The sequence below is a fragment of the Kitasatospora sp. MAP12-44 genome, from assembly GCF_029892095.1.
In the GTDB taxonomy this organism is placed as follows: domain Bacteria; phylum Actinomycetota; class Actinomycetes; order Streptomycetales; family Streptomycetaceae; genus Kitasatospora.
In genome coordinates, this window is the sequence record NZ_JARZAE010000004.1 from 7,709,975 (window position 1) to 7,736,042 (window position 26,068).

Genomic DNA, 26,068 nt, shown 5'->3' on the forward strand with positions numbered 1-26,068 from the left:
CTAGGGGAGAGGAGCGGCAGATGATCGAGGCGTACGGGCTGTCCAAGGCCTACGGGGGCGCGATCGCGGTCGACGGGCTGGACTTCCGGGTCGAGCCGGGCCGGGTGACGGGGTTCCTCGGCCCGAACGGGGCCGGGAAGTCGACCACCATGCGGATGATCCTGGGTCTGGACCGGCCGACCTCCGGTTCGGTGACGGTCAACGGCACCGGGTACCGGGGCAAGGTGTGGCCACTGCACGAGGTGGGTGCGCTGCTGGACGCGCGGGCCGTGCACCCGGGCCGGTCCGGCTACAGCCACCTGCACAGCCTGGCTGCCGCGAACGGGATCGCGCGCGGGCGGGTCGACGAGGTGCTCGACCAGGTGGGACTCACCGCCGCCGCGCGCCGCAGGGTGGGCGGCTACTCGCTCGGCATGGCGCAGCGGCTCGGGATCGCGGCCGCGCTGCTGGGCGACCCCGGAGTGCTGCTCCTCGACGAGCCGGTCAACGGGCTTGACCCGGACGGCATTCGGTGGGTCAGGACGCTGATGCGGTCGCTGGCCGCCGAGGGACGGACCGTGCTGGTCTCCAGCCACCTGATGAGTGAGATGGCGCTGACGGCGGATCACCTGCTGGTGATCGGCCAGGGGCGGCTGCTGGCGGACACCTCGCTGGCCGACCTGATCACGCGGCACTCCGCCGACCGCGTCGAGGTGCGCTCGCCGGACGCCGTCGAGCTGACCGCCGCCTTGCGGGCGCACGGCGGCGAGGTCGCGGTCGCGGCGGACGGGACGCTGACGGTCGCCGGGCTCGGATCGGCGCGGATCGGCGAGCTGGCCGCCGCGCAGGGCAGCGTGCTGCACCAGTTGCGTGACCGGACGGCGTCGTTGGAGGAGGCCTACTTCCGGCTCACCCAGGACGCCGTCAGCTACCGCGCGGCGGTGGCGGCATGAACCCCGCCGTCCGCCCGGCGCGCACTGTGCGCACCGGGCCGAGGCTGCTGGCCGCCGCCGGCGCCGAGTGGATCAAGTTCCGCTCGCTCCGGTCGGTCCCCGCGGTCCTGCTGGCCACCGCCGTGGTGCTGCTGCTCGGCGCGGGGCTCGTCAGCGCCGGGTACCGGTCCGGCTGGTCGACGATGACGGCCGGGGACCGGGCCGCCTTCGACCCCACGTACACGAGCCTGCGGGGCATCGAGCCGGCGCAGCTGCTCGTCGGCGGACTCGGCGTGCTGGCGGTGACCGGCGAGTACGCCTGCGGCCTGATCCGCACCACCTTCGCCGCCACTCCACAGCGCGGACAGGTGCTGGCCGCCAAAGCGCTGGTCCTCGGCGCGGTGGTGTGGGGGCTGTCGACGGCGGCGTGCTTCGCGGCGTTCCTCCTCGGCCAGAGCCTGCTCGCCAGTCCGGCGCGGCACGCCGGGCTGGGGGATCCCGGGGTGTCGCGGGCGGTGGCCGGCGGCGGGCTGTACCTGCTGCTGGTCGGGCTGCTGGGGCTCGCGCTGGGCGCGCTGGTCCGCCGGACGGCGGCCGCGCTGGCCGCCCTGTTCGGCGTCCTGCTCGTGCTGCCGCTGGTCGTCGGGATGCTTCCGGGCGGCGCCGCCGACCGGATCGCGCCCTACCTGCCCGCCGCGGCCGGCTCGCAGCTGTGGACGGTGGTGCGCGGCGCGGGCCACGCGCCGGGGCCCTGGCAGGGAGCCGGGGTGTTCGTCCTGTACGTGGCGGGCACCGCGGCGATGGCGCTGGTCGCGGTGCGAAGGAGGGACGTCTGATGCCGGTCCGTACCGTACGCTCCCGCGACCGGGTGTCTGCCGCCCTGGCCGGTGAGTGGATCAAGTTGCGCTCGTTGCGGTCGCTGTCGGCGGTCCTGCTGGGTGCGGCGGTCTTCAGCGTCGGGCTGGCGGTGCTGGTCTGCTCCAACTACCAAGCCCGCTGGGCGGATTACGACGCGCGACGGCAAGCCGCGTTCCAGCCGGCCGACACCGGCCTCGGATACCTCCAGATCGCCGTGCTGTTCTTCGGCGCACTCGGCGCACTGGCGGTCACCAGCGAGTACGGCAGCGGCCTGATCCGCAGCACCCTCGCCGCCACCCCGCAGCGCGGCCAGGTGCTGGCCGCGAAGACCGTCCTGGTCGGCGCGGTGTCCCTGGTCGCGGCGACGACGATCTGCGCCACGGCCTTCCTGGCCGGTCAGAGCCGACTCTCAACACCTGTGCCGCACGCGGGACTCGGGGATCCCGGTGTGCTGCGGTCGGTGCTGGGCGGCGCACTCTACCTGGCGCTGGCGGCGCTGCTCGGGCTCTTCCTCGGGGCACTGGTGCGCAGCGCGGCGGTCGCCCTCTCGGCGCTGTTCGGCATCTTCCTCGTCCTGCCGACCATGGTGGACAGCCTGCCGCACGACGCACTCTGGCGCGCCACCGTCCCGTATCTGCCGTCGAACCTGGGCGCGGCGCTCTGGCACACCCACACCGCCGGTCTGACCGCGCCGGGCATCGCCGCGCTGGGGCTCGCGGCGTACGTCCTGGTGCTCGCGGTGGCCGGGCTGCTGGCGCTGCGCGGTCGAGATGCCTGACGAGGCGTCAGACAGCCTGCCGGGCATGCTTCGGGCACGGTTTCGGGCACGGTTTCGGCCCGCCGCGATCGACGGGCTGGTCGCGCTCCTGGTGCTGGCCGCGGCCGTCGCGGGGTCCGGTGACCAGGTCGCCGGCTGGCTGCCGCCCTTCGCTGTGCTGCCGCTCGGCGCGGCGCAGGCGGCCCTGCTGCTGTCCCGCCGCCGGGCGCCGCTGGCCGGGCTGGCCGGCACCACCGCCGTCGCCGCGTTCATGGTCGCCGTCGGGTACCCGGCCGGGTCGTCCGGCGCGGCGGTGCTGGCCGCCGCCTACGCCGTCGCGGTCCACGCCGACCCGCCGTGGACGGGGAACGGCGCCTGGGGCAGGGGCCCGGTCGCCGTACTCGCGGCGGCGGCCGCGCTGACGGCGGCGATGGGCCTGCCCGGTTCACGGACCCGGGACGCGGGCGCCTGGCCGCAGCTCACGCTCGGCCTCGCCGTCGCGGTGGCCTGGCTCTCCGGCCACGCCGTCCGCACCCGCCGGGCGCACATCCGCGACCTGGAGGACCGCGCCGCCCGCCTGGAGCGGGAGGAGGGCGAGCGCGCCGTTCGAGCGGTGGCCGAGGAGCGCCTGCGGATCGCCCGCGAGCTGCACGACATCGTCGGCCACTCGCTCAGCCTGATCTCGATCCAGTCCGAGGCCGCCGCGCGGTCCCTGCGGGCCGACCCCGGCGCCGTCCCGGACTTCCTCACCACGATCTCCGCCACCAGCCGGCAGGCCCTCGCCCAACTGCGCCATGCCCTGGCCCTGTTGCGCCCGGACGAGGAGGACGAGCTCAGCCCGCAGCCCGGTCTGGCCGACCTGCCGGACCTGGTCGCCCGCTTGACGGCCGCCGGCCTGCCGGTCCGACTCGACGCCCGGCCGCCGGCGCTGCCGGCGGCCGTCGGCCTGACGGTGTACCGGATCGCCCAGGAGGCACTCACCAACGTCCTCAAGCACGCCGGGCCGCACGTCACCTCGGTCACCGTCACCGTCGTGCTCGACCCGGCCGACGGGCCCCTGCACGTGTCGGTGCGCGACGACGGCACCGGTGACGGCCTCCGTGCCCCGGCCCACGGCCTGCTCGGCATGCGCGAGCGGGTCGCCCTCTACGGCGGGACGCTGCACGCCGGGCCCGTACCGGGCGGCGGCTTCCAGGTCCATGCCACGATCCCGCGCTCGGAGGCGACCGAATGACCGACCCGGTGACCATCACGGTGCTCATCGCCGACGATCAGGCGCTGGTCCGATCCGGCCTGCGCGCCATCATCGACTCCGAGCCCGGCCTGTCCGTCATCGGCGAGGCCGCCGACGGCGCCGCCGCGGTCGAAGCGGCCCGGCGCCTGCGCCCCGACGTCGTCCTCATGGACATCCGGATGCCGCGCCTGGACGGCGTCGCAGCCACCCGCGCCCTGCTCGCCGCCGCCGCCCCCACCCCGACCCGGGTCCTCGTCCTCACCACCTTCCACCTCGATGGCTACGTCGCCGAAGCCCTGCGCGCGGGCGCCTCCGGCTTCCTGCTGAAGGACTCCACCGCCGACCAACTCGTCGACGCCATCAGGGTGGTAGCCGCCGGTGAGGCGATCCTGGCCCCCACGGTCACCCGGCGGCTGCTGGAGCGGATGGCCGCCGCGCCCTCCGGCGGCGGGGACGGCGGCGCGGACGGTCGCGCGGACGGCAGCGAGCTGCGGGCGCTGCTCTCCCGCCGCGAGACCGACGTCCTGCTCTTGCTGGCCCGGGGCCTGTCGAACGCGGAGATCGCCGGCGCGCTCCGCCTCGCCGAGACCACCGTCAAGAGCCACGTCCAGAGCATCCTCAGCAAGCTCGGTGCCCGCGACCGCCTCCAAGCCGCGGTCGCCGCCTACGACGCAGGCCTCGCCCACCCCCGCGCCCACCAGCCCCCGTCAACTCCACGGAGCACCCGATGCGATCAACCGGAACGGCCAGGATCGCCGCCGCCGCGATCCTCGCGCTGACGCCCTTCCTCCCGGCCGTACCCGCCCACGCGGGGGCCCGCTACCAGGCGGAGATCCGCCGCACCGCCTACGGCATCCCGCACATCGAGGCCGCCGACTACGCGAGCCTCGGCTACGGCGAGGGATACGCCTTCGCCCAGGACGACTTCTGCCTCATGGCGCAGCGGCTGGTGACCCTCGACGGCCGGCGGTCCCGCTACTTCGGTGCCGGCAACCAGACCGGAGACCCGTTCTCGCCCGGCACCACCAACCTCGCCAGCGACGTCTACTTCACCGCCGACCGGACCTCCGGCGACGTCCCGAAGCTGGTTGCCGGGCTCTCCTCCACCGTCCGATCCCTCGTGGGGGGCTACGTCGACGGATACAACCGCTACCTCGCGGACACCGGGACCGCCCAGCTGCCGGACCCCACCTGCCGGGGCACCGCCTGGGTCCGCCCGATGACCCAACTCGACGTCTACCGCCACTTTCTGAATATCATTCAGCTAGGCGGCGAAACCCAGTACACCGGTCTCATCGCCACCGCCGCACCGCCCACCACCGCACCGCCCACCACCGACACACCCGCCGCCGGGCCACCCCGCGCGCCCCGGCTTCCCGCGTACGGCAGCAACGCCATGGCCAGCGGCAGCACGACGACCCGCGCCCGGGGCGCCACCCTGCTCTCCAACTCGCACTTCCCCTGGACCGGTTACCTGCGCTACCACCAGATCCAACTCACCATCCCCGGACAGCTCGACGTGACCGGGGCGGCCCTCGCCGGCACGCCGCTGGTCGAGGACGGCGACCACAACGAGAACGTGGCCTGGAGCCATCCGGTCTCCACCGCCCAGACCTACACCCTCTACCGGCTGACGCTGGCGCCCGGCGATCCGACCGCCTACCTGGTCGACGGGAAGAAGATCGCGATGACCCGGCGCAGCGTCACCGTGAACGCGGGCGACGGCACCGGCAAGGTCACCAGGATCCTCTACTCCACCCGGTACGGGCCGCTGCTCGCCGACGGGTGGACGACCAGCACCGCCTACGCCATCCGCGACGCCAACTCCGGTAATCTGCGCGGCCTGGAGACCTGGCTTGACTACGACCGGTCCCGCTCGGTCGCCGATCTCAAGACGGCGCTGGCCGGCACCCAGGGACTCGGCTTCGTCGACACCGTCGCCGCCGACTCGACCGGGCACACGCTCTACGCCGAGTCCTCCGTGGTGCCGCACGTCACCGACGACCAGCTCACCCACTGCGCCATCCCGACCGGGAGCGCAACCGTCCTGCTCGACGGCAGCACGACCCGCTGCGACTGGGGTAGCGACCCGGACGCGGTCGTCCCGGGGATCTTCGGTCCCGGCCGCGCGCCCACGCTCACCACCACCGGGAATGTGGCCGACTCCAACACCACGCCCTGGCTGGCCGACCCGTCCGAGCCGCTGACCGGCTATCCGGCGATGTACGGAGCGGCGGGTACCGAGCTGTCGATGCGCGGCAGGCTCGGCCTGAGCATGATCGCGCAGCGCGTGGCGGGCACGGACGGCTACGGGCCGGCCGGATTCGACCTGCCCAGCCTGGAGCAGCTGATGCTGGGCGACCGCGACTACAGCGCCGAGCTGCTGCGCGACCAACTCGTACGGTTCTGCCGCGCGAGCAGCACGCTCACCGCCTCGGACGGCACCGCCGTGGACGTACGGGCCGCCTGCGACACGCTGGCCCGCTGGGACCTGCGCGGTGATCCGGACAGCCGGGGGGCGGTGCTGTGGCGCGAGTTCATGCGCGGCGCCGGGCAGCCGTTCGCAGTCCCCTTCGACCCCGCGCGTCCGCTCACCACACCCCGGGACCTCGACACGTCGGACCCGGCCGTCGGCAGAGCCCTGGCTGACGCCGTCCAGCGGATGCAGCACCTGCACCTGCCGCTCGACGTCCCGCTCGGCGCGGTGCAGCAAGCCCCCGGCGGCATCCCCGTCCCGGGCTGCACGACCGAGGTCGAAGGCTGCTACAACGCCGCCGAGGCCCTGGGCGAGGACGACCTGCAACCCACCGGGGCCTACCCCGCGGTGTCGCAGGGATCGTCGTTCATCATGGCCGTCCAGTTCACCCCGACCGGGCCCCAGGCCGCCACGATCATGACCTACTCGGAGTCGGCCGACCCGTCCTCGCCCCACCACACCGATCAGACCCGGCTCTACGCCCGCAAGATCTGGATCCCCGAGCGCTACACCGAGGCCCAGATCGCCGCCGACCCCGCCCTGCGGATCACCTACCTGACCGGTGGCGGCTCGTAGCAGCCGGCAGTCGAATCAGGATCAGGCGGCCGACGGTGCAATGTGCGGTGCGGTCTGCGGGTGGGGGTACGGCGCGTCGCGGTGCTGGAAGGAGAGCACGTTGGGGTTCTGGATGACCCCGTCGCGGATCTCGATGGCCCGCCGGAGGGTCTCGTTGGCCTTCCACGCGTCGGGCCCGTCGAGGACCGCGGGCAGGAACGGGAGCAGCGCCTCGCTGTTCTCCCAGGTCGCGGCGTTCCAGAGGTACGACGGGCTGTGGTCCACGCCGTAGTAGCGCACGTTGTCCCCGACGATGAACGTCGGCTCGGTGAACGACGTGGGCCGCGCCCAGGTGAAGCCCATGCCCTCGTCGCAGGAGACGTCGATGATCAGGGTTCCCGGCGCGAGCAGCGCGAGGTCGTCCTCGCCGAGGAACGTCAACGGTGCGTTGGGGTCCTGCAGCACGCAGTTGACGATGATGTCGTGCTCGGCGAGGAAGCCCGCCAGCGGAACCCGGCCCTCCTCGGAGAGCGCGTAGCTGAAGCGGACGTCCTCCTCGTCGCGGTCGAACTGCACGATCCGCGCGGAGTGGATCGGCGAGCTGACGGCGGTGACGCCACGCTGGGTGAGGACGTCCACATCGTGCACGCCCAGCGCGCTGAGCGCCGTCACCGCGCCACGGGCCGTCGCTCCGAAACCGAGCACGGCCGCGCGCAGGCGGCGGCCGTAGTCGCCGGTCGAGCCGTGCAGCTGCAGGGCGTGCAGCACCGAGGAGTACCCGGCCAGCTCGTTGTTCTTGTGGAAGACGTGCAGGTTGAACGAGCCGTCGTTGGTCCAGTGGTTCATCGCTTCGAAGGCGATCAGGGTCGCCCTCCGGTCGATGGCCAGCTGGGTCAGCTTCTCGTCCTGCACGCAGTGCGGCCAGCCCCAGAGGACCTGGCCTTCGCGCAGCTCCGCGACGTCCGCGGCGAGTGGCTTGGCCAGCAGGATCACGTCGCACTGCGCGAGGAGTTCGTCGTGCGAGCGGAAGCCGGCGACCCAGGGTCTCAGCTGCTCGTCCGGGATGCCGAAATGCTCTGCGTAGCCGTGCTCAAGGAAGATGCGCCCCTGGAGGTCGGGGTCGATCCGCTCGAAGTGTGCGGGATGGATCGGCAGTCGACGCTCGTTCTCTTTGCGTGACCGGGCCATGACTCCGAGGTTGAACTGGTGCACGTGGGCCCCTTTGGTTACCCCATGTCTAGCACGCCGGCACCGTGACCGAGGTTGTTCGCCCTGTTTGGGGAGATTTATCTCAATCTGTCCCCTTGTGCGGAGATCGCGCCGTCCTCAGGCCACTGTCGCCGCGCGAATCACCGTGCTGTGTCTGGTATTTGGGCGGCATTCCACTAACATGAGGAACCCTCGTGTTTTGGAAGGGAGCCAGCACATGCTCTCCCGCCGAGCGTATGGCCGCTCCCCGCGGCCTGACCACCCTCACCGCGCCGGATAGGGGGCATCCCGGCAGAGCGCTCAGCCTCAATGCCGGTGACTTTGTCCCGACATCGTGGCTGCAGTGGAGTGGGCTGCCTCTCTGCCTCAGCCGACAGTTCCCAGGGGCGCTGCTTGATCGCCAAGGCCGGGGCGGCTCATTGGAAAGGCGATGATCAAGGCACGACGGGCAGGGACTCAAGGCCCCGCATGAGTCGCGTCGGCCGCCAACGAAGCTCCGTACCGGGCACAGCGAGGCGAAGCCTGGGGTAGCGAGTAGCGACGGCCCGAATCGCGATCTCGCCCTCGGCCCGAGCAAGAGGTGCCCCGAGGCAGCGGTGGATGCCGTGGCCGAAGGCGAGGTGCCCCTTGGCGTCCCGGTCGAGGTCGAGTCGGTCCGGCTCGGGGAAGCGGCCCGGGTCGCGGTTCGCTGCGCCGGGCGCGATGAGCACGGGGGCGCCGGCGGGAATCTCCGTGCCGCCGATGCTGATGGCCTCGGTGGCGAACCGGAAGGTGGCCATGCTCACCGGGGAGTCGAACCGCAGCAGCTCGTCGACGGCCGAGTCGACCAGGTCGGGCTCCTCGCGTAGGCGGTGCAGTGAGTCCGGAGCCTGAAGTAGGGCCAGGAGGCCGTTGCCGATCAAGTTGGTGGTGGTCTCGTGCCCGGCCACGAGAAGGAGAACCGCGAGGGAGACGAGTTCGTCCTCGCTCAGCCGGTCCTCGCCGCCGCGGGCGCGGATCAGCTCGTGGACCAGGCTGTCGTCGGGTGTGTGCCGCTTGGCCTCAATGAGGTCGGCCATGTAGCCGGCGACAGCGTGAGACGCAGAGTCGATCCGCTCGTTCTGCCCGGCCGCGAAGAGTTCGTTCGACCATCCGCGCACCGCTTCGCGGTCAGCGTCGGGGACTCCCAACAGCTCGCAGATGACGGTGACGGGCAGCGGGACGGCGAGGCTCTCGATGACATCGACCTGCTCGCCGGGCACCCACTCGTCGAGCAACTCGTCCGTCACGCGGGCGATGTACGGGCGGAGCCGCGCAACTGCTCCGGAGGTGAACGCCTTCGTCACCAGGCTTCGCAGCCGCGTGTGCTGCGGCGGATCGGTGGCCAGCATGCTTTGGGACACGGCGGGGTGCAGGTTACGTCCGGTGTCCTTGCCGGCAAAGAAGGCCGCCGTGTCCTTGGAGAGCCTGGGGTCGGCGAACGCCTCGCGGGCTTCGGCGTAACCGGTCACGAGATAGCTCGACCGGCCTCCTCCGCTGGGCACCTTCAGGACCGGCGAGGTGCTTCGGAGGGCCGCGAAGGTGGGGTACGGATCCTGGAAGAAGCCTGGGTCCTGCAGCGGGTTGTTCATGCTCATCCCTGGGCTGTCTCAAGCATCGGCGCCTCGTGGGAGGCCGTCTGGACGATGTCGCTTGCGACATACGCCCGTGCGACTGAGCGTAGCCAGCTTGTCTCGGCGCGGAACATTGAGCTTCGTGTCGACGCCGATCTCCTTGGCCACCTTGTCCAAGGAGGTGCCGTGTTACCTGTCGGGGAGCGGGGTCGCCCGCGCAGTGGCGTCGCATCGACCGAGGCGGGATTGTGCTCATCGGGAGTTCTCCGCGACGCGGGAACCTCCGTCGCCTCCCCGCAGCGCCTGCGGTCCCTGCTGAACCGTGTGTGTGGCGTTCTGCCCGAGGGCTCCGGTGCGCAACCGCTCCCTGAATCACCGTGCTGTGTCTGGTGTTTGGGCGCCCGTCCACTAACATGAGGTCTCCTCGTGTTTTGGAAGGGATCAGGACATGCTGAACCGTCTCGACCTGCCCGCGGGCTTCCGCTGGGGTGCTGCGACCGCCGCCTACCAGATCGAGGGGGCGGTGGAGGAGGACGGGCGTGGGCCCTCGGTGTGGGACGTGTTCGCCGCCCGGCCCGGCGCTGTGCGGGACGGGTCCAGCGGGCGGGTGGCCTGCGACCACTACCACCGGTATGCCGAGGACATCGCGTTGATGCGGGGGTTGGGGCTGGACGGGTACCGGTTCTCGATCGCCTGGTCGCGGGTGTTGCCCGCCGGGGCGGGTGCGGTGAACGTCGGCGGGCTCGACTTCTACGACCGGCTGGTGGACGCCCTGCTCGCCGAGGGGATCACCCCGCTGCCGACGCTGTTCCACTGGGACCTGCCGCAGGCCCTGGAGGACGGCGGCGGCTGGCTGGCCCGGGACACCGCGTACCGCTTCGCGGAGTACGCGGAGATCGTCGCGGACCGGCTCGGCGACCGCGTCCCGGCCTGGATCACGCTCAACGAGCCTTTCGTGCACATGGTGTTCGGCTACGCGCTGGGCACCCACGCGCCCGGCCGGACCCTGATGCTGGACGCGCTCCCCGTCGCCCACCACCAGCTGCTCGGCCACGGGTTGGCGGCCGGGGTGCTGCGCGAGCGCGGCGGGGAGGTGATGATCTCCAACAACCTCACGCCCGTGTGGCCTGCGAGCGGGGCGGAGGCGGACGTGGCGGCGGCCGCGGCGTACGACGCGCTGCACAACCGGCTGTTCACCGACCCGCTGCTGCTGGGGAGTTACCCAGACCTGAGCGCGTACGGCGTCGGCGAGGACCTCGGCGGGTGCGTCCGGCCCGGGGACCTCAAGCTCATTTCAGGTCCCGGGCTGGACGGGCTGGGCCTCAACTTCTACAACCCCACCCGCATCGCCGCCCCCACCGAGCCCGGCGGGCTCCCGTTCGCCGAGGCCGAGATCGAAGGCGTACCCCGAACCGCCTTCGGCTGGCCGGTCGTTCCCGACAGCCTGCGCGAACTCCTCCTCAGCTTGCGGGACCGCTACGGCACCGCCCTCCCATCCATCACCATCACCGAGAACGGCTGCTCCGTCGCCGACGAGATCGGCCCCGACGGCACCGTCCACGACCAACCGCGCATCGACTTCATGGCTGGCCACCTCGAAGCCCTCGCCGCAGCCGTCGCCCAAGGCGTGGACGTCCGCGGCTACTTCACCTGGTCCCTGCTCGACAACTTCGAATGGGCGGAGGGCTATCAACAGCGCTTCGGCCTGGTCCACGTCGACTTCGAGACGCAGGTCCGTACGCCGAAGGCCTCATATGGCTGGTACCGCGACCTGATTACCGCTCACCGAGTTAGGAATGGACAGTAGTTGGGCACGGGGGCCGGAGGTAGCAGCCGTCAGGCGCGATGCTGATTCGGCGGGGCCCGGGGTAGTACCCCGGGCCCCGCCGGACTGACGTGCGTTACGGCTCGGTCAGTACGTACGCGGTCTCGCCGTGGTGGCTGAGGTCGAGCCCGCGCTCTTCCTCCTCCTCGGAGACCCGGTCGCCGATCAGCCTCTTGAGAACCAGGGCGATGACGAGCGTCACCGCCACGGTGTAACCGAAGGCCGCGCCGACGCCGATCGCCTGCTTGCCCAGCTGTGTCAGGCCGCCGCCGTAGAACAGGCCGTTTGCCCCGGCCGGGTTGATCGACCTGGTGGCGAACAGCCCGACCGCGAGGGCGCCGAACACGCCGCCCACCAGGTGCACGCCCACCACGTCCAGGGCGTCGTCGTAGCCGAGGCGGTGCTTCCAGTCGACGGCGAACTCGCACAGCACGCCGGCCGCCGCCCCGATCGCGAGCGCGCCGAGCGGACTGACGAACCCGGCGCACGGCGTGATCGCGGCCAGGCCGGCGACGGCACCCCCGGCCGCGCCGACCGTGCTGGTCCTGCCGTGTCGGAGCCTCTCCACGGCCAGCCAGCCGAGCAGCGCCGCGGCGCCCGCGGTGTTCGTGTTGAGGAACGCGCTGGCGGCCAGCTCGTTGGCGCCGAGGGCGGAGCCGCCATTGAAGCCGAACCAGCCGAACCACAGGATCCCCGCGCCGACCAGCATCAGGGGCAGGTTGCTCTGCGGCATCTGCCGGCTCGGCCAGCCGTTGCGCTTGCCCAGGACGACCGCCATGACAAGCGCGGCGGCGCCCGCAGTGGTGTGCACGACGATCCCTCCGGCGAAGTCGAGCACGCCGAGTCGGGCGGCCCATCCGGTCGGTGAGAATATCCAGTGGGCGACCGGGCTGTAGACCAGCAGTGACCACAGGACGACGAACGGCACGAACGTGCTGAACCGCCAGCGGTCCGCCGTGGCCCCGGTGATGAGCGACGGGGTGATCACGGCGAACATCATCTGGTAGACGACGAAGACCAGCGGCGGAATGGCCATTGCACTGCTGCCGGTGAAGCCGGGAACCACCTGGTCCAGATGGGCGAGACCGGCGAAATGCAGATCGCCGATGAATCCGTCGCCCTTTCCGAAGGCGAGGGTGTAGCCGACCAGTACCCACGCCACGCTCACCAGCGCGATGGCCATGAAGTTCTGCATCAACATACTCATGACGTGCTTCGCGCGGACCATGCCGCCGTAGAAGAACGCGACGCCCGGCGTCATGAAGAGGACGAGTGCTGCGCTGACCAGTACCCAGGCGGTCGAACCGGAGTCGACCCGTGCGAAGTCAAATGTCATGAGGCCTTCCGAGGCCGGATGCGGATGGCGCGGATCAGGGGTTCGACGCGCGCCGACGGGCTGGAGCCCGGCCGAACCGTCCTCGGGGTCTCCGCAGGGGGCGAGCGGGCGCCGGATGGAAAGATAGGCCCAGCCGTCGCGTTCGCTCAGTCACGGGATGGCAAAAAAGTGCTCAGCGCCGTTGCTGCGGCCGCCTGTTGGGGAATTGCGGCAGGTCACCGCGCCTGACGGCAGATTCTGGCCGGCCCGAATCACCCCCGCCTGCCCGGCCCGCCGCAGCGGACGGCGGGGGATCCTGCGGAGTGTCGAGGGCGATGGCCCGGAAGGCATCGCGCTACTGCTCACCGTTCCCGTGGCGGGTGTTCAGGCAGAGTGCCCAGACGTCGGTGTAGGTGTTCGGGGAGGGCGACCCCCCGGCGTGGACGGTGGCCGTCCAGGAGGCAGGTGCGGGGGTACCGTCAGCGACCGGCGTGCCGGCGGAGTCGCTGGGGAAGCTGCCGGTGAGGTGGGTTCCGCCGGACCCGGCCTTGGTGAAGTCGGTCGTCGTCACCTTGCCGCCGCTGGCGGCGGCGCCCCCGCTGACCAGTTGCCACGCGTCGCGCCCGTTCCCATGGCGGCGGTCCCCGGCGGGGGAGGCGCAGTCGGCCGTGGCCGTCTGGAGCGTGCCGGCCGTGGTCGGGCCGCTCACCTCGCTGAAACGGACCTTCGTGGTGAGGTCCTCGGCCTTGACGTGGTCTCCGGTGCAGATCGCGTAGGCGTAGGTGGTGTTGCCGCTGTCGCGTCCGCCGCCGATGCCCCCGACGGCGGTCCAGGAGTCGGGGTTGGTCTCGCCGTCGGCTGCCGCCTTCTGGCCGAAGTCGTGGGCGGCGTCGTCGAAGGTGGGGAAGCTGGCGACCGGCTTGAGGCTTCCGACGCTGGCGGGGGTGGTGCGGGCACCCCCGCCGATCAGGACCGTGCCCTTGGGGCAGGTCGCCACGACGAGCTTCGCCGACAGCGAGGCGGAGGGGCCGGTGGCCTTGTTCATGACGACCTGGGTGTGCCTGATCTGGTGGCTGGAGAGGCAGATGGCGTAGGGCGTGGTGGAGAAGGCGAGACTGGAGTTGCTCCCGCTTCCGCCGAACGCCAGCCAGTGCGTGACGTCGTGTCCGACGACCCCGGGCGAGCCGGTGAGCTCGGTGACGCCGTCCGCGCTGGGCGCGATGCCCATCGCGTGGTTGCCGTTCCCCGACCGGTCGTCGCCGGTGGTCTGGTCGACCCCGCCGCCGGAGACGAGGCCGCGCGCGCAGTCCGCGTGGGACGAGACACCCGTGAAGGGGGTGGCGGGGCCCATGGTGGCTCCGGGGGACACGACGGTGACGGTCGCGGTGTCGGCGTACGCGAGCGACGGCACCGCCAGCACGACCAGGGAGCCCGGCACGAGCGCCCTGCCCAGGATGGCGGCGCGAAGGAACCTCTTCGTCAACGACTTCTGCCTTTCTGATGGAGCGGTGGTAGCGGTGGTAGCGGTGGAGCAAGTGGTAGCGGCGGTGGGTCTCAGACGCCGTCGTCGGCGCAGAGCGCCCAGACGTCGGAGTGGGTGCTCGTCGACCCGGTACCGCCGGTGTGCGCGAAAGCCGTCCAGGACGCCGCCGTGGTGGTCCCGTTGCTGACGGGGTTGCCGCTGGAGTCGCTGGGGAAGCTCCCGTTGAGGTGGTCGCCGCCCGAGCCCGGTCCGGTGAAGTCGGTGGTGGTCACGTTGCCGCCGCTGACGGCGGCGCCCCCACTGACCAGCTTCCCGTCCCCGCTTCCACAACTGACGGTGGTGTTCTGGCCGGTGCTCCCGGTGCTCGGGCCGCTCGCCTCACCGAAGCGGACCTTCACGGTGACGCCGCTGACGTTGATGCCGTTGCCGCTGCAGATCGCATAGGCGTAGGTCTCGTTACTGCTGTTGGTGCTGTTGTCCCAGCCCACGGCGGTCCAGGAGTCGGGGTTGGTCTCCCCGTCGGCCGCGGCCTTCTTGCCGAAGTCGTGGGCGGAGTTGTTGAAGGTCGGGAAGCTGGCGATCGCCTTGAAGTTGCCGGTGTTGCCCGGTGTGACGAGGGCGCCGCCGCCGAGCAGAGCGGTGTTGGCCGGGCAGGTCGCCGTCACGAGGCCCACCGTCGTCGCGGTGGTGGGCGCGTTGACCTTGTTCATGACGACCTGGGTGTGGTTGATCAGGTTGCTGGTCAGGCACATCGCGTAAGGGGTGGTGGAGAACGAGGAGTTGATCTGGCCTCCGCTGCCGCCCTTCGCGATCCAGTACGCCACGTCGGTGCCGACGACCCCGGTCGAGCCGGTGTACTCGGTGCTGCCGTCGGAACTGGGCTCGGTGCCCAGCACGTGGTTGCCGTTCACCCCCGTGCCCGTCCCGATGGCCTGGTCGATCCCGCCGCCGGAGACGAGCCCGCTGGTGCACTGGGCGCCGGCCGAGACGGAGGAGTCGATGGCGGTGGGGCCGAGGGTGGCCCCGGGGGTCCGCACCGTGACGCTCACGGTGTTGGCGTACGCGGCGCCCGGCGCCGCCAGGACCAGGAGGGCGCCGATGGCCAGCGCCTTCCCTGCGGCGGCATGCCGTCGAGGCTCAACAGCCCTTGCCTGCTTCGTCGATGTGTGAAAACTCATTCCGCATCCTCCGTATCGGGCTGATCGAGGTCGGACCCGATTGAACTCCCGGCCCGGGCACGCGGACTACTGGTGCGCGGCATAGTGCGAAGTGCCCGTGACTGGGCGATCGAACAGTGGAGCGGAGACTGGATCACTGATCAGTGATCACTGTCACGCATCTGGTGTTCTGGCGGCAGGTCACTAACATGAGGTCAACTCATTTTCCGCGTAGGGGGCCCTGTGGGATTCAGCTTTTTGTGCGGAGTTACGTCTCGATGGCCACACGTGGACGAGCGCGGCTGAGGTGAGGGATCCTCAGGTTGTCGTCGACTCGGGTGGCCGGGAGGGTCGGCCGCCCGCTGCGCTGGCCGAGCCGCAGAGCAGGGTCAGTGGCTGGTGGACCGGTGCGCTCAGTGTGGCGAACCTCGGCGTCTTCCTGGGCTTCTTCACGCCGATCCAGATCCTGCTGCCTCTGCAGCTCGAACGCCTGGACGCCGCGCACAAGGCCGGCCTGCTCTCCTGGGTGACGGGCGTCGGAGCCCTGGTCGCCATGCTGGTCAACCCGTTGGCCGGGGCGCTCTCGGACCGCACCACCTCGCGGTTCGGGCGCCGCCGTCCGTGGATCCTGGCCGGCGCGCTGCTCGGCGCCGGCGGGCTGCTGCTCACAGCCGACCAGCACGGGCTGCTCGGCATCATGGCCGGATGGGTGGTCGCGCAGGCGGGACTGAACGTCATGCTGGCCGGCGTCACCGCGCCGGTGGCCGACCAGGTGCCGATCGGGCAGCGGGCCGTCGTCTCCGGCTGGACCGGGATCAGCCAGTCGCTGGGGCTGGTGGTCGGCGCCCTGCTGGTGACGGTGCTGGTCGGCGGCATCCTGGCCGGCTACGCGGTGACCGCGGCCATGACGGTGGCCCTGGCGCTGCCGTTCGTCCTCTGCTTCCGCGACCCCGTGCTGCCCCGCGAACTGCGGGCGCCTCTCAACCTCCGTACTCTGGTGGCCGGTTACTGGGTCAGCCCGCGCCGGTACCCCGACTTCGGCTGGGCCTGGCTGACCAGGTTCCTGATCAATCTCGGCAACGCGATCGGCACCCTCTACCTGCTCTACTACCTCACCGACGCCGTGCACTACCGCTCACCCGACACCGGCGTGCTGATCCTCACCGCGGTCTACACTCTCGCCGCGCTGGCCACCGCCATCCCGTCCGGCATGGTCTCCGACCGCACCGGCCGCCGCCGCGCCCTGGTCGTCGTCTCCTGCGTGGTGATGGCCGCCGCCGCCCTGCTGCTGGCCCTGGTCCACAGCTGGCCGGCCACCATCCTGGCCGCCGCCGTCCTCGGTGCGGGCTACGGCGTCTACCTCGCCGTCGATCAGGCCCTGGTCACCCAGGTCCTGCCCGCCGCCGCCGACCGCGCCAAGGACCTGGGCGTCATCAACATCGCCAACTCCGGGCCCCAGGTGCTCGCCCCCGCGCTCGCTGCTCCGATCGTCGCCGACCTCGGCGGCTACTTCGGCCTCTACCTGGCCACCGCCCTGGTCACGCTCCTCGCCGCCGTCCTGGTCCACCGCATCCGCGGCGTCGCCTGACCGGGCGTCGCCTGACCGCATCCCGCACGCACCCCGACGGCCGTCCGTCGCGTGGCCGGAACAGCTGCCCGGGGTGCGGCGCGGCTCCAGTTCGGGGCGCTACCTCATCCGGCCGAGCGATGAGGTGGCGTGATGCGTCCTCAGGTCGCGGGATCCGTCGCCATGACTGACAGTCAAACAAGAGCCACGGCGAGTAGTGGAGTCGGCAATCCGCCGACCATCGCGCAGTGGTCCTGGAAGGACTCCAAGTCATGCGTTCAACTCGCACTCTCGTGGTCGGAGCGGCTGTCGCCGCCTCTCTCGTCCTGGCGGCCCCCGCCTCCGCCTTCGCGGCGGACGCCGGCAAGCCCGAGGCGAAGGCCAGCTCCGCACCCGAGAAGGGCGGCGACCGGCACGACGACGGGCGGGAGCAGCCGAAGGGTGGCGTGCACGCGGGTGGCGGTGCTGTTGCGCTGTCCGGTGTGGCCGATGACCGGGGTGGGGACAAGGGTCGCGCTGACGACCCGAAGAGCCACGACGACCCGAAGAGCCACGATGACCCGAAGGCTCACGAGGCGCCGAAGGGTGGCGTGCACGCGGGCGGCGGTGCTCTTGCGCTGTCCGGTGTGGCCGACGACCGGGGCGCGGACAAGGGTCGCGCTGACGACCCGAAGAGTCACGACGACCCGAAGAGCCACGATGACCCGAAGAGCCACGAGGCCCCGAAGGGTGGCGTGCACGCCGGCGGCGGCTTCCTCGCGCTCTCCGGCTCCGACCTGCTCGGCGGCACCGCGCTGCTCCTCGGCGGCGTCGGCGTGACCGCGTTTGCCCTGCGTCGCCGCCCGGCTGACCGCCGCGCGATCTGAGTCGACTGCGGACGAGGATCCGGTGCGGCCACCGCTCTCCGACGGTGGCCGCACCGGCGTCCCCAGGCCGACAGGTGACGTCCGATCAACACGGAAGGCAGCACCGAATGAAGTCCCGTCCCGAGGCGTCCGGGCCCGGCGCCGACCCGTCACCGTCACCTTCACCGAAGGCGGCCCGTCCCGATCGCCGATGGTTCCTGCTGCCGGGAGTCACCATGGTGGGCGTCAGCCTGCTGATGATCTCCGGCGCCCTGACCGGTTCGCCGGCCGCGGCCCCGCTGCCCCCGGCGCCGGCCGCTGCCGGCACGGTCGCCGGCACCGCCGCGCCCGCCCCCGAGTCCTCGGCCCAGCCCGTGACGGCGCTCGGTTTCTCGCCCCCGACCCGACTGAGCATCCCCAGGATCGGCGTCGACGCGCCCTTCACCAACCTCGACCTGGACGGTTCGGGAGCTCTCAACGCTCCGCCCGTGGACAACAAGAACCTGGTCGGCTGGTACCAGGGCGGAGCCTCGCCGGGAGAGGCCGGCGCCGCCATCGTCGTCGGCCATGTCGACACCAGGACCGGGCCCGCGGTCTTCCTGATGCTCAGGACGCTCAAGCCGGGGGACACGGTCGACGTCACCCGGGCGGACGGCGTGACGGCGAAGTTCTCCGTCGACTCCGTCCAGGCCTTCGCCAAGGACCACTTCCCCGACCAGCAGGTGTACGGCGACACCACGGACGCCCAGCTGCGCCTGATCACCTGCGGTGGTACCTATGACAAGGCCAAGAAGGACTACCTCGACAATGTCGTCGTCTTCGCCCACCTCACCTCCTCCGCAGGTCCGGAGCAGTAGGAACCTGACTGTTGACTCTTGTTGGAAACAGTTTAATAATGTTGCAACTGGTTCGCGTGGACTGGCTGAGGGTCCGGTCTGCGCGAACCGGCGCCATTGCCCGCCGGGGTCAGTCGTGCGGCGGCAGGTGGCGCAGTTGGTGGTCGGCGACGTTCAGCGCCTCGTCCACCAGTCGCCGCAGGTGTCCGTGCCGTAGCGCGTAGACCACCCGGCGGCCCTCCTTGCGCGTGGTCACCAGGCCCGCCAGCCGCAGTCGCGCCAGGTGCTGGCTGGCCGACGGGCGGGCCACCCCGGAGGCCTCGGTCAGCGTGGTGACGTCCGCTTCGCCCTCGGCCAGCCGGCGCAGCAGGGTCAGCCGGGTGCGGTCGGCGAGCAGTCCGAGGATCTCGGCCGCCATCGCCAGACGTTCGCCGTCGGGTCGCTCCTGCGAGCTCTGTGCACCTGATAGGTGCATGCGTGCACTCATACGCACATAATGGGGGAGTGAGCGGCCGGATGTCCATCCGGTCCTCCTTGTCGACCCCGGATTCGGAGGCGTGAGCTGCCGTGAGCGACCACACCAGCACCCACCAGCCGCATGGCCACCAGCACGAGCAGGGCCACGGCCACCAGCACGAGCACGGCCATGGCCACGAGCACGGCCACCAGCACGACCATCCGAGCCGCCGAGCGCAGTGGAGGCACCGGCTGGCGCACCTGCTCAAGCCGCACAGTCACGAGGCGGCGGACAAAGTGGACCCGGAGCTGGAGGCCTCCGCCGAGGGCATCCGCACGCTGTGGATCTCGCTCGGCGCACTGACCCTGACCGCCGCACTGCAGGCCGTCGTCGTGGTGCTGTCCGGCTCGGTCTCGCTGCTCGGCGACACCGTCCACAACGCCGCCGACGCGCTGACCGCGCTGCCGCTGGGGGTCGCCTTCCTGCTCGGTCGGCGGGCCGCCACCCGCCGCTTCACCTACGGCTTCGGTCGCGCCGAGGACCTGGCCGGCGTCGTCATCGTGCTCACCATCGCCGCCTCCTCCGCACTGGCAGGCTGGATCGCCGTCGATCGGCTGCTCAACCCGCGCTCGCTCGCCTACCTGCCCGCTGTCGCCGCCGCCGCCTTCATCGGCTTCCTGGGCAACGAGGCGGTGGCCCGCTACCGCATCCGCACCGGCCGTCGGATCGGCTCGGCCGCGCTGGTCGCCGACGGCCTGCACGCCCGCACCGACGGCTTCACCTCGCTCGCGGTGCTGCTGGGCGCCGGTGGCGCGGCGCTGGGCTGGCGGCTCGCCGACCCGATCGTCGGCCTGCTGATCACCGTCGCCATCCTGCTCGTCCTCAAGGACGCGGTGCGCGAGGTCTTCCGGCGGCTGATGGACGCCGTCGACCCCGAGCTGGTGGACGCCGCCGAGCACGCGCTGCGCGCAGTGGAGGGCGTGGCCGGGGTCGGCGAGCTGCGACTGCGCTGGATCGGCCACCGGCTGCGGGCCGAGGTCGCCATCGTGGTCGACGGCGACCTCAGTGTCCGCGCGGCCCACAGCGTCGCGGTCGCCGCCGAACACGCCCTGCTGCACGCCGTCCCCCGGCTGACGGCGGCCCTGGTCCACGCCGACCCGGCCGCCCGTCAGGGCGAGGCCGACCCGCACGCCCCGCTGGCCCACCACCACCACCACGCCTATGCGTGACTACGGATGCGGGGTGCCCAGGTAGGGGAAGTCGGACAGCAGGTCGGTGTGCGGCCCGATGTGGTCGCCGGCGACCTTTCCGCCGGAGACCATGGCCAGCCGGGCGGAGGTGACGTCGTCGGTGAGTCGCCGCCCGTTCGGGTAGCCGGCGGGCCGGCTGCGGTCGTAGCGCAGGATGTCCGGCAGGACGGTGCGCAGGGCCTGCTCGGCGTCCTGCGGCTGGTAGTTCCCGGTGTGCTGGAGTACCGCGGCCCACGGCTCGCGGTAGGTCTCCCAGTCGTCGGCGGGCTCGCCCGCGTTGTAGGAGTCCTTGACGTCCTCGGCGTTGAAGTACGCCGTCAGGGAGGGGTGGGCGCCGCGGTCGACGGACCTGAGCCGCCCCTCCTGCCGCAGGCTCACCCGCGCCCACACGCCGATGGCCGGCTGCTCGCCCAGTTCGTCGCTCGGGAGTTCCAGCACCAGGCCGAGGATGTTCTTGTCGGCACCCCAGTCCACTCCGGTCCACTGGAAGTCCTTGACGATCCCGTCCAGGTCGGCGAAGAACGGATCGCTGCGCAGGCCCGCCGAGAACCGGCACGGGCCGGACTCGGTCATCGACTCGACCACGGCCGGCTCGGGGCCGAGACTGACCGGTGCGTCGATGAAGAGCTCATGGCCGGCCGCGTCGTGGGTCCGGGCTTGGTCGCCGGTGGCCTGGTGGACGGTGACGGTCTGGCGTCCGTCCTGCGGCGGAGTGAAGATGAAGCTGAACGCCACGTCGGCGCGGTGGTCGCCGTCGGTGTCGATGTTGATCCGGTAGACCGCGTCAGGGTGGAACTCCGCGCCGACGGAGGGCGCGATCGGGTACACGTTCATGATCAGGACGGTGCGGTCGCCGGGCACGGTGAAGGCGAACACGTCCGTCAGGTCGAGTCGGGCGTCGTCCAGGGGAGAGCGGAGATTGGGGCCGCTGAGGTGGTGAGACATGCGCTCAGCATCGGCGCCCCGCCTGTGCCGGGCGCGCAGGCGGGGCCGCCCGCGGCCCGGGATCACCCCGGCGGAGCGGCGCCTGATACGCCCTATGTGTGCTCGCCGAACGGCCCGTCCTCGGTGAAGCGCCGCAGGGCGCGGGCGAACGCGCGGGCCTCGTCCGGCGGCCAGGAGCTGAGCGAGGCGCTGATCCGGGCGGCCAGCCGCTCGCGCATCACCTCCACGGTCTGCTCGCCGCGCTCGGTGAGGGTGAGCAGCACCGAGCGCCCGTCGTCGGGGTCCGGCTCGCGGCGCACCAGCCCGGCCGCCTCCAGCCGGGAGGCGCGGCGGCTCACCCCGGAGCGGTCCAGGCCCACCTCGGCTGCCAACTCGGCCGCACTGCGCGGTCCGGTCCTGGCCAGCCCGCTGAGCACGGGGTAGCTGACCTCGTCCACGGCCTCGCCGAGCTCCCGGGTCAACTCCTGGTAGAGCGTGGTCCGCACACTGCGCTTGAACAGGGCGCCGAGCGCGTCGGCGACCTCGTGCCCGACCTGGTTCTGCTGAGCCTCCATGCGCCAAGGATAGCGTGCTCAGCGCACGCACCCGGCGGGCCCCGGGACACGCCCTACCGCCAGACCCGTAGGTAGCCGGCGCGGAAGGTCAGCGGCGTGGAGAGGGTCGGGGCGGGGTGGTAGCGGCCCGCATCCACGGACAGGTTGAGGATCAGGAAGGCTCGCCAGGATGTGGGGACGCCGCTGTGGTCGCTGTACACCTTGGTGCCGTTCACGTACCAGTCCACCGAACTGGTGCCGTAGAACGTCCCGATGGTGATCCACTGCAGCGGCGCCAGCACCGCCGTGTTGGTGTAGGCGGACTGCCGCAGCCGGACGTGGTTGGTGAACTCCAGCCGCGCGGGGTGGTCCGGGTGGTACTCGAAGGTGTCGATCTCCTGGCCGCCGTCGCGCCAAGTCCACAGCGCCGGCCAGGCGCCGAGGCCGGCCGGCAGCTGGACCACCGTCTCCAGGTAGTCGCGGGCCTGCACCTGGAACCCCTCGGCGGTGCCCTCGGTGGTCAGCAGCCCGGTGTCCCAGGCCCGCCGACCGTTCTCCAGCAGCTCGCTGCCGGGACGTGCGGTGAACGTCACGACCCCGCCGGCGGCCGTGACGTTGCCGGGGTGCAGCCAGTCGAGCTTGTCGTCGGCCGGATTGTGGGTGCCGTACTGGTAGGCGCTGGTGGTGGAGCTGTTCCAGCGCCGGGCGGAGATCGGAGCGTTGAAGTCCTCGGCCCAGGCCAGGGTGCGCCGCGCGGTGGGGCCGGTGGGCGCGGTCGAGACGGTGCCGACGGGGATGGCCGGGCCCGCCGGGCCGATCGGCGCGCCCGTGCCGCCCGCACCGACCACCAGCTCCGCCGACGGCAGGTCGAACCACTGGTCGTCCAGCTGGTAGGCGCCGAAGATCGTGTACCTGCCGGGGGCGAAGGCCTGCTGGTCGGTGCGCAGGGTGTAGCCGGTCGGCGGGATGACGACGCCGTACACACCGGGGAAGTCCAGCACCGCCCCGAGGGCGTCGCGGACGGCCACCGTCAGGACGTCGACGAGTAGGGCGACCTCGGCGTGGACCGTCAGGACGACCGAGAACTCCGTGCCGGAGTCCGAGGGGATTGCGAGGAGCTGGTCCTGTGTCACCTGTGCCATGGGGTACCTCCTGTGCCTTCCTGTTGATTGCCCGGCACCCCTGGTGCGTATACGTGCGCTCGATGCACAGCGGGAGCATCGGGAGCAGAGCGCCAGCGCGAGCCCACCCGTTCACGCCCCGCTGGCGCGTCCGTCCGCCGTCATCCCGTCCGTTCGGCCAGACTGGCCCCGGTCGACGAGCACCCGTCCACTGTCCACTGTCCATCGCCCACCGCCCACCGCCCATCGCCCACCGAACGAGATCGGCTGACGCTCATGGAACCGATGACGCTGCGCGGCGCCCGCGTGCTGCTGCGCCCGGCCACGCCGGAGGACATCCCGGCGCTGGCGGTGATCCGCGCGACCCCGCAGGTGCGTGAACGCTGGCGCGGCGGCTCGGACTTGGCGGCGGCGGTCGCCGAGGACCTGGCCGAACCCGGCAGCACCACCCTGGCGATCGAGTACGCCGACCGGGTGGTCGGCGCGATCCAGTGGGCCGAGGAGAGCGAGCCCGACTACCGGCACGCGAATATCGACATCTACCTCGACCCCGCGCTGCACGGCGGCGGGTTGGGCACGGACGCGGTCCGCACGCTGGCCGGGTACCTGGTCGCCGAGCGCGGCCACCACCGCCTGGTGATCGACCCCGCCGCCGACAATGAGCCGGCCATCCGCTGCTACCGCAAGGTGGGCTTCCGCCCGGTGGGCGTCATGCGCCGCTACGAGCGCGCGGCGGACGGCAGTTGGCACGACGCCCTGCTGATGGACCTGCTGGCCGACGAGCTGACCGCCGCTCCTTGACGCGGCGGTCCGTGATGCGACAGGGCCAGGGGGTCGGGGCCGGGTCCTCCCCGTAGGGTGGCCCGGCCCCGACCCGGCTCCGTCAACTCGGCCGCAGCCACTGTCCCCAGTGGGTGGGCACGTCCGTCGCGCGGCAGCAGGGCTGCGTGCACGGCGGCTGGTCGTCGTCCGGATCCGTGACGTAGGTGTCCGTCCCGGCGATGACCGTCGGGTGCTGTTCCATGATTCCCCTCCTGGTTTGACAGAGACTGACACTACCTTCCGTTACCGGGCATGTACATGGAGCATTTGTACGAACCTACCGCCGCGCGGGGGCCCGCCGGTGGAGCTTCAGCTGTCGAATCCCACGTGCACGTGGTCGTGGTGGGTCGCGTCGGTGAAGAACTGGTCGGGTGTCGTGCCGCCGGACAGCTGGCGCGGACCGCCGACGTTGTACGAGCCGGCGGCGGCCGCCGCGCGCATGAAGCCGTCCACCAGGTCGTGCGGCGTGGTCGGGTCCACGACGGCCCGGCCGTTGATCTCCCAGACGTCGAACGCCCGGCCGAGCGGGTGGTCGCTGGGTCGAGTGGTGCCGAAGACGTCCAGCGGGTGGCCCGAGCGGACCACGCTGACCTTGAAGGTGTACGTCCGGGCCAGCGTCAGCATCGCCTGCAGCACGCTCTCGTGGACGGATCCGCTGCGCAGGTCGGCCGCGGCCGCCGGCGGCAGCTGGAGCCGCGGGTCGGCGAGCAGTCGGGCGGCGTCGGGGGAGAGGGTGGCGGCGGCCGGGCCCGGTGCGGCGGGGTGCAGCGCGGTGACCGTCCAGCGGGGGGTGGCGGCGCTGAGCCGGACGTCCACCGTGGTGCCGCCGGCGCTCACCGGGCTGGCGGCGTTCTGCGTCCACTGGTCGCAGACCACCAGGACGCTGGCCGAGTCGGTCAGGATGCCGCCGTACTGGGCGTCGATCACCTGCAGCGCGGCCCGGTCGGCGGCGGGGAGCAGCGGGCCAGCCTGGGCGGCGAGGGCCGGATCGAGGCCGAGCGGCGTGATCCGGGCCTGGGCGGCGGCCGTGCCCTGCCCGCCGTCGGGCCAGGCGCCGAGCGCCTCGACGAGTTGGACGGCGCGCAGCTTCACGTCCGGTTGGATCTCGCCGGGGCCGGGCAGCCATGGCGAGGTCGCGGGCAGCGCCGCAGCGCTTGGCGAGTTGGGAACTGGGCTGGGGCTCGCACTGGGGCTGGAGTTCGGCGGGCTCGTACGCGTCGCCGCCGGCGGCGAGGAGGTGCCCCCGCCGCACCCCGTGAGGAGCAGTGCGCCCAGTGCCCCGCCGAGCACGCCCCGCCGGCCCGGCCCTGTGGGCTGTTCGTCCGCCATGGCTTCAACTATGCGCACCGGCCTCCCGCGCTCCCCGGTCACCACGCCGCTGACCCCGGATCAGCCCGGTGGCCCGCGCGCGCCGCCCGGTAGGCTGGCGCCATGTCGAACGTACGAGCGGAATCCGAGCAGGTCACGGCGTTCTGGCGGGAACTCGGCCTGCCCGGCCTGATCGACGTCCACACGCACTTCATGCCGGAGAACGTGCTGGCCAAGGTCTGGGCGTACTTCGACGCCGCCGGCCCGCTCACCGGTCGCGAGTGGGGCATCAGCTACCGCGACGGCGAGGCCGAACGGCTGGCCACCCTGCGGGAGTTCGGCGTCCGGGCGTTCACCGCGATGCTCTACCCGCACAAGCCCGGGATGGCCGCCTGGCTGAACGACTGGGCGGCCGCCTTCGCCGCCCGTACGCCGGACTGCCTGCACACCGCGACCTTCTTCCCCGAGCCCGGGGTCGACCGCTATGTGGCGCAGGCCCTGGACGCGGGTGCCCGGGTCTTCAAGGCCCACCTCCAGGTGGGCGCCTACGACCCCAACGACCCGCTGCTCGACGGCGTTTGGGGATTGCTCGCGGAGCGCGGCGTTCCGGTGGTCACGCACTGCGGCTCCGGTCCGATGACGGGCAAGCACACCGGTCCGGAGCCGATGGCAGCCGTCCTCGCCCGGCACCCGCGGTTGAAGCTGATCGTCGCCCACCTGGGGCTGCCGGAGTACGCGGAGTTCCTTGACCTGGCCGCCGCGTACCCCTTCGTGCAGCTCGACACCACGATGGCCTTCACCGACTTCACCGAGCAGTCGGCGCCGTTCCCGCGCGAGCTGCGCCCACGCCTGGTCGACCTCCAGGAGCGGATCCTGCTGGGCACCGACTTCCCCAACATCCCCTACCCGTACGTCCATGCCCTGGAGGCGCTGGCCCGCCTGGACCTCGGCGACGACTGGCTGCGGGCGGTCTGCCACCACAACGCGGCCGCGCTGTTCCGGCTCTAGCCTC

The 26,068-nt window shown here is 71.9% G+C and carries 24 protein-coding genes; 13 read left to right on the forward strand and 11 right to left on the reverse strand.

Going from position 1 to position 26,068, the window contains the following annotated elements; translation table 11 throughout:
• The first annotated feature begins 20 nt into the window (after positions 1-20).
• The 6 genes from P3T34_RS35135 to P3T34_RS35160 are packed head-to-tail and all read left to right on the forward strand — an operon-like array spanning position 21 to position 6,812.
• The gene (locus P3T34_RS35135; protein ID WP_280670171.1) at positions 21-932 is read left to right on the forward strand and encodes an ATP-binding cassette domain-containing protein; all 912 of its coding nucleotides are present in this window, start codon (positions 21-23) and stop codon (positions 930-932) included.
• Positions 929-1,747, forward strand: a complete 819-nt coding sequence (locus tag P3T34_RS35140; RefSeq protein ID WP_280670173.1) for an ABC transporter permease — start codon at positions 929-931, stop codon at positions 1,745-1,747. The genes P3T34_RS35135 and P3T34_RS35140 overlap by 4 nt, the downstream gene beginning before the upstream one ends.
• Positions 1,747-2,547, forward strand: a complete 801-nt coding sequence (locus tag P3T34_RS35145) for an ABC transporter permease (protein ID WP_280670175.1) — start codon at positions 1,747-1,749, stop codon at positions 2,545-2,547. Before P3T34_RS35140 ends, P3T34_RS35145 begins: the two co-directional genes overlap by 1 nt.
• A 25-nt stretch (positions 2,548-2,572) precedes the next feature.
• Complete coding sequence (locus P3T34_RS35150) at positions 2,573-3,760, forward strand: sensor histidine kinase (RefSeq protein WP_280670177.1); 1,188 nt, start codon at positions 2,573-2,575, stop codon at positions 3,758-3,760.
• Between the two features lie 8 nt (positions 3,761-3,768).
• Positions 3,769-4,539 (forward strand): response regulator transcription factor, encoded by a 771-nt coding sequence (locus P3T34_RS35155; protein WP_280672576.1) that lies wholly within the window; start codon positions 3,769-3,771, stop codon positions 4,537-4,539.
• Positions 4,488-6,812, forward strand: coding sequence for a penicillin acylase family protein (locus P3T34_RS35160; RefSeq protein WP_280670179.1), 2,325 nt, complete (start codon positions 4,488-4,490; stop codon positions 6,810-6,812). Before P3T34_RS35155 ends, P3T34_RS35160 begins: the two co-directional genes overlap by 52 nt.
• 21 nt (positions 6,813-6,833) lie before the next feature.
• On the opposite strand, the gene P3T34_RS35165 is transcribed toward P3T34_RS35160, so the two are convergent.
• Together P3T34_RS35165 and P3T34_RS35170 are read right to left on the reverse strand one after the other, a co-directional pair.
• Complete coding sequence (locus P3T34_RS35165; RefSeq protein WP_280670181.1) at positions 6,834-8,003, reverse strand: N(5)-(carboxyethyl)ornithine synthase; 1,170 nt, start codon at positions 8,001-8,003, stop codon at positions 6,834-6,836.
• Positions 8,004-8,434: 431 nt separating this feature from the next.
• Positions 8,435-9,610, reverse strand: coding sequence for a cytochrome P450 (locus P3T34_RS35170; protein WP_280672578.1), 1,176 nt, complete (start codon positions 9,608-9,610; stop codon positions 8,435-8,437).
• A 430-nt stretch (positions 9,611-10,040) separates the two neighbouring features.
• On the opposite strand from P3T34_RS35170, the gene P3T34_RS35175 reads away from it, so the two are divergent.
• A complete protein-coding gene (locus P3T34_RS35175; protein WP_280670183.1) occupies positions 10,041-11,399 on the forward strand; it encodes a GH1 family beta-glucosidase in 1,359 nt (452 codons plus the stop codon).
• 94 nt (positions 11,400-11,493) lie between these two features.
• Here P3T34_RS35175 and P3T34_RS35180 read toward each other — a convergent pair whose 3' ends face one another.
• From P3T34_RS35180 to P3T34_RS35190, 3 genes are all read right to left on the reverse strand, one after another.
• Entirely contained in the window at positions 11,494-12,753 is a 1,260-nt protein-coding gene (locus P3T34_RS35180) for an ammonium transporter (protein WP_280670185.1), read from the reverse strand.
• Positions 12,754-13,087: 334 nt separating this feature from the next.
• Positions 13,088-14,215 carry a hypothetical protein gene (locus P3T34_RS35185; protein WP_280670187.1) on the reverse strand — a complete coding sequence of 376 codons (1,128 nt, stop codon included), beginning with the start codon at positions 14,213-14,215 and terminating at the stop codon, positions 13,088-13,090.
• Positions 14,216-14,286: 71 nt separating this feature from the next.
• Complete coding sequence (locus P3T34_RS35190) at positions 14,287-15,393, reverse strand: hypothetical protein (RefSeq protein ID WP_280670189.1); 1,107 nt, start codon at positions 15,391-15,393, stop codon at positions 14,287-14,289.
• Positions 15,394-15,739: 346 nt separating this feature from the next.
• Between P3T34_RS35190 and P3T34_RS35195 the strand changes: the two genes are divergently transcribed.
• The 3 genes from P3T34_RS35195 (at position 15,740) to P3T34_RS35205 (ending at position 18,641) form a co-directional block, all read left to right on the forward strand.
• Positions 15,740-16,960: an MFS transporter gene (locus P3T34_RS35195; RefSeq protein ID WP_280672580.1), complete on the forward strand. Its 1,221-nt coding sequence runs from the start codon at positions 15,740-15,742 to the stop codon at positions 16,958-16,960.
• A gap of 251 nt (positions 16,961-17,211) precedes the next feature.
• The gene (locus P3T34_RS35200; RefSeq protein WP_280670191.1) at positions 17,212-17,805 is read left to right on the forward strand and encodes a hypothetical protein; all 594 of its coding nucleotides are present in this window, start codon (positions 17,212-17,214) and stop codon (positions 17,803-17,805) included.
• Positions 17,806-18,020: 215 nt separating this feature from the next.
• On the forward strand, positions 18,021-18,641 hold the full coding sequence (locus P3T34_RS35205) for a class F sortase (RefSeq protein WP_280670193.1): 621 nt from the start codon (positions 18,021-18,023) through the stop codon (positions 18,639-18,641).
• A 109-nt stretch (positions 18,642-18,750) separates the two neighbouring features.
• Here the strand turns inward: P3T34_RS35205 and P3T34_RS35210 are convergent, their stop codons facing one another.
• Positions 18,751-19,107 carry a metalloregulator ArsR/SmtB family transcription factor gene (locus P3T34_RS35210; protein ID WP_280670195.1) on the reverse strand — a complete coding sequence of 119 codons (357 nt, stop codon included), beginning with the start codon at positions 19,105-19,107 and terminating at the stop codon, positions 18,751-18,753.
• Positions 19,108-19,187: 80 nt separating this feature from the next.
• Here P3T34_RS35210 and P3T34_RS35215 point away from each other — a divergent pair, with 80 nt between their 5' ends.
• On the forward strand, positions 19,188-20,306 hold the full coding sequence (locus P3T34_RS35215; RefSeq protein WP_280670197.1) for a cation diffusion facilitator family transporter: 1,119 nt from the start codon (positions 19,188-19,190) through the stop codon (positions 20,304-20,306).
• Here the strand turns inward: P3T34_RS35215 and P3T34_RS35220 are convergent, their stop codons facing one another.
• The 3 genes from P3T34_RS35220 to P3T34_RS35230 form a co-directional block, all read right to left on the reverse strand.
• Positions 20,307-21,272 carry a DUF4331 family protein gene (locus P3T34_RS35220; protein ID WP_280670199.1) on the reverse strand — a complete coding sequence of 322 codons (966 nt, stop codon included), beginning with the start codon at positions 21,270-21,272 and terminating at the stop codon, positions 20,307-20,309.
• 92 nt (positions 21,273-21,364) lie between these two features.
• Positions 21,365-21,826 carry a MarR family transcriptional regulator gene (locus P3T34_RS35225; protein WP_280670201.1) on the reverse strand — a complete coding sequence of 154 codons (462 nt, stop codon included), beginning with the start codon at positions 21,824-21,826 and terminating at the stop codon, positions 21,365-21,367.
• A 53-nt stretch (positions 21,827-21,879) separates the two neighbouring features.
• Positions 21,880-22,947 (reverse strand): hypothetical protein, encoded by a 1,068-nt coding sequence (locus tag P3T34_RS35230; RefSeq protein WP_280670203.1) that lies wholly within the window; start codon positions 22,945-22,947, stop codon positions 21,880-21,882.
• 264 nt (positions 22,948-23,211) lie between these two features.
• On the opposite strand from P3T34_RS35230, the gene P3T34_RS35235 reads away from it, so the two are divergent.
• Positions 23,212-23,727, forward strand: coding sequence for a GNAT family protein (locus P3T34_RS35235; protein WP_280672582.1), 516 nt, complete (start codon positions 23,212-23,214; stop codon positions 23,725-23,727).
• 82 nt (positions 23,728-23,809) lie between these two features.
• On the opposite strand, the gene P3T34_RS35240 is transcribed toward P3T34_RS35235, so the two are convergent.
• Complete coding sequence (locus P3T34_RS35240) at positions 23,810-23,950, reverse strand: hypothetical protein (RefSeq protein WP_280670205.1); 141 nt, start codon at positions 23,948-23,950, stop codon at positions 23,810-23,812.
• Between the two features lie 107 nt (positions 23,951-24,057).
• Positions 24,058-25,077, reverse strand: coding sequence for a hypothetical protein (locus tag P3T34_RS35245; RefSeq protein WP_280670207.1), 1,020 nt, complete (start codon positions 25,075-25,077; stop codon positions 24,058-24,060).
• Positions 25,078-25,179: 102 nt separating this feature from the next.
• Here P3T34_RS35245 and P3T34_RS35250 point away from each other — a divergent pair, with 102 nt between their 5' ends.
• Entirely contained in the window at positions 25,180-26,064 is an 885-nt protein-coding gene (locus P3T34_RS35250; RefSeq protein WP_280670209.1) for an amidohydrolase family protein, read from the forward strand.
• The last annotated feature ends 4 nt before the right edge of the window (positions 26,065-26,068 follow it).

Coding starts and splice junctions, on each gene's coding strand:
- P3T34_RS35225 (WP_280670201.1), bottom strand. CDS start 21,826: ATGGAGGCTCAGCAGAACCAGGTCGGGCACGAGGTCGCCGACGCGCTC.
- P3T34_RS35210 (WP_280670195.1), bottom strand. CDS start 19,107: ATGAGTGCACGCATGCACCTATCAGGTGCACAGAGCTCGCAGGAGCGA.
- P3T34_RS35240 (WP_280670205.1), bottom strand. CDS start 23,950: ATGGAACAGCACCCGACGGTCATCGCCGGGACGGACACCTACGTCACG.
- P3T34_RS35180 (WP_280670185.1), bottom strand. CDS start 12,753: ATGACATTTGACTTCGCACGGGTCGACTCCGGTTCGACCGCCTGGGTA.
- P3T34_RS35200 (WP_280670191.1), top strand. CDS start 17,212: ATGCGTTCAACTCGCACTCTCGTGGTCGGAGCGGCTGTCGCCGCCTCT.
- P3T34_RS35220 (WP_280670199.1), bottom strand. CDS start 21,272: ATGTCTCACCACCTCAGCGGCCCCAATCTCCGCTCTCCCCTGGACGAC.
- P3T34_RS35235 (WP_280672582.1), top strand. CDS start 23,212: ATGACGCTGCGCGGCGCCCGCGTGCTGCTGCGCCCGGCCACGCCGGAG.
- P3T34_RS35140 (WP_280670173.1), top strand. CDS start 929: ATGAACCCCGCCGTCCGCCCGGCGCGCACTGTGCGCACCGGGCCGAGG.
- P3T34_RS35190 (WP_280670189.1), bottom strand. CDS start 15,393: ATGAGTTTTCACACATCGACGAAGCAGGCAAGGGCTGTTGAGCCTCGA.
- P3T34_RS35230 (WP_280670203.1), bottom strand. CDS start 22,947: ATGGCACAGGTGACACAGGACCAGCTCCTCGCAATCCCCTCGGACTCC.
- P3T34_RS35245 (WP_280670207.1), bottom strand. CDS start 25,077: ATGGCGGACGAACAGCCCACAGGGCCGGGCCGGCGGGGCGTGCTCGGC.
- P3T34_RS35250 (WP_280670209.1), top strand. CDS start 25,180: ATGTCGAACGTACGAGCGGAATCCGAGCAGGTCACGGCGTTCTGGCGG.
- P3T34_RS35150 (WP_280670177.1), top strand. CDS start 2,573: ATGCTTCGGGCACGGTTTCGGGCACGGTTTCGGCCCGCCGCGATCGAC.
- P3T34_RS35160 (WP_280670179.1), top strand. CDS start 4,488: ATGCGATCAACCGGAACGGCCAGGATCGCCGCCGCCGCGATCCTCGCG.
- P3T34_RS35205 (WP_280670193.1), top strand. CDS start 18,021: ATGGTGGGCGTCAGCCTGCTGATGATCTCCGGCGCCCTGACCGGTTCG.
- P3T34_RS35145 (WP_280670175.1), top strand. CDS start 1,747: ATGCCGGTCCGTACCGTACGCTCCCGCGACCGGGTGTCTGCCGCCCTG.
- P3T34_RS35175 (WP_280670183.1), top strand. CDS start 10,041: ATGCTGAACCGTCTCGACCTGCCCGCGGGCTTCCGCTGGGGTGCTGCG.
- P3T34_RS35170 (WP_280672578.1), bottom strand. CDS start 9,610: ATGAACAACCCGCTGCAGGACCCAGGCTTCTTCCAGGATCCGTACCCC.
- P3T34_RS35135 (WP_280670171.1), top strand. CDS start 21: ATGATCGAGGCGTACGGGCTGTCCAAGGCCTACGGGGGCGCGATCGCG.